Source organism: Pseudomonas sp. Ma2-10 (assembly GCF_054330215.1).
This window is the reverse complement of sequence record NZ_JBTEYL010000065.1, coordinates 1-1,852: the sequence shown is the minus strand read 5'-3', so window position 1 is coordinate 1,852 and position 1,852 is coordinate 1. Positions and strand designations below refer to the sequence as shown.

The 1,852-nt window shown below is 58.8% G+C and carries 1 protein-coding gene; it reads right to left on the bottom strand.

Annotation, left to right across the window (positions count from 1 at the left end; translation table 11 throughout):
* Positions 1-1,852: immunoglobulin-like domain-containing protein (locus tag ACXPVS_RS27260; RefSeq protein ID WP_458512647.1), on the bottom strand; the 1,852-nt coding region annotated here is incomplete at both ends.

Genomic DNA, 1,852 nt, shown 5'->3' with positions numbered 1-1,852 from the left:
CACCAGGTTCTCGAAATTACCGCCAGTGGCTTTGGTGATTGTCGCCTGAACAGTGCCGGCATCTTTGTAGACGTCATCGGCAGGAGCAGCAACGGTTACCGAACCGGTGGTGGCGCCGGCCGCGATGGTGATTACTGCGCCGTTCGACAGAGTAACGGTAACCGGCGTGCCAGCAGCGTTAGTCAATGTCGCGGTGTAGAGGATCGAACCGCCTTCAGCGACCGAATCGGTAGCGCTCAAGGACAGGTTGGTGGTGTCTGGCGTGTCGGTCACGGTGGTGCTGACCGGCGTTTTATCCGCGACCAGGTTTTCGTAGTTGCCACCGCTCACGTCGGTGATCGAGTTGGTCAACGGCGTGTGACCATTGAGCACATCGTTCGGTGCTACAGCATTAACAGTGCCGCTGGTTTTGCCGATGTCGATGGTGATGGTCTGTCCGTTGGCCAGGGTCACGGTGACCGGGGAGCCAGTGACAGGCTGACCGATCGTCGCGGTGTAAGTGACAGTGCCGCCTTCAGCGGCAGTATCGGTCGCAGTCAATTTCACCGTCGAAGTGTCGATGGTGTCAGTCACATCAGTGACCGCAGGCGTCGGGTCAGTGACCAGGTTTTCGAAGTTTCCGCCGCTGGCATCTTTAACGGTGACTTCAACTTTACCGGCATCTTTGTAGACGTCATCGGCAGGAGCAGCAACGGTTACCGAACCGGTGGTGGCGCCGGCCGCGATGGTGATTACTGCGCCGTTCGACAGAGTAACGGTAACCGGCGTGCCAGCAGCGTTAGTCAATGTCGCGGTGTAGAGGATCGAACCGCCTTCAGCGACCGAATCGGTAGCGCTCAAGGACAGGTTGGTGGTGTCTGGCGTGTCGGTCACGGTGGTGCTGACCGGCGTTTTATCCGCGACCAGGTTTTCGTAGTTGCCACCGCTCACGTCGGTGATCGAGTTGGTCAACGGCGTGTGACCATTGAGCACATCGTTCGGTGCTACAGCATTAACAGTGCCGCTGGTTTTGCCGATGTCGATGGTGATGGTCTGTCCGTTGGCCAGGGTCACGGTGACCGGGGAGCCAGTGACAGGCTGACCGATCGTCGCGGTGTAAGTGACAGTGCCGCCTTCAGCGGCAGTATCGGTCGCAGTCAATTTCACCGTCGAAGTGTCGATGGTGTCAGTCACATCAGTGACCGCAGGCGTCGGGTCAGTGACCAGGTTTTCGAAGTTTCCGCCGCTGGCATCTTTAACGGTGACTTCAACTTTACCGGCGTCTTTGTAGACGTCATCGGCAGGAGCAGCGACGGTTACCGAACCGGTGGTGGCGCCGGCCGCGATGGTGACTACTGCGCCGTTGCTTAGGGTCACGGTAACCGGCGTGCCAGCAGCGTTAGTCAATGTCGCGGTGTAGACGATTGAACCGCCTTCAGCCACGGAGTCAGTGGCCGACAGGCTGAGAGTCGTAGTGTCCGGGGTATCAGTCACAGTGGTCGAAACCGGCGTTTTATCTGCGACCAGATTTTCGTAGTTGCCGCCGCTCACGTCGGTGATCGAGTTGGTCAACGGCGCGTGACCATTGAGCGCATCGTTCGGCGCAACGAAATTCACGGAACCGCTGCTCTCGCCAACCGGGATGGTGATGGTCTGGCCGTTGGACAAGGTCACCACAACTGGCGAACCGGTGACTGGTGCTGAAACGGAGGCGGTGTAAACGACAGTGCCGCCTTCAGCGGCAGTATCGGTCGCAGTCAATTTCACCGTCGAGGTGTCGATGGTGTCGGTGACGCTGGTAACCGCCGCAACAGTGCTCGGCACCAGGTTCTCGAAGTTACCGCCAGTGGCTTTGGTGATTGTCGCCTGAACA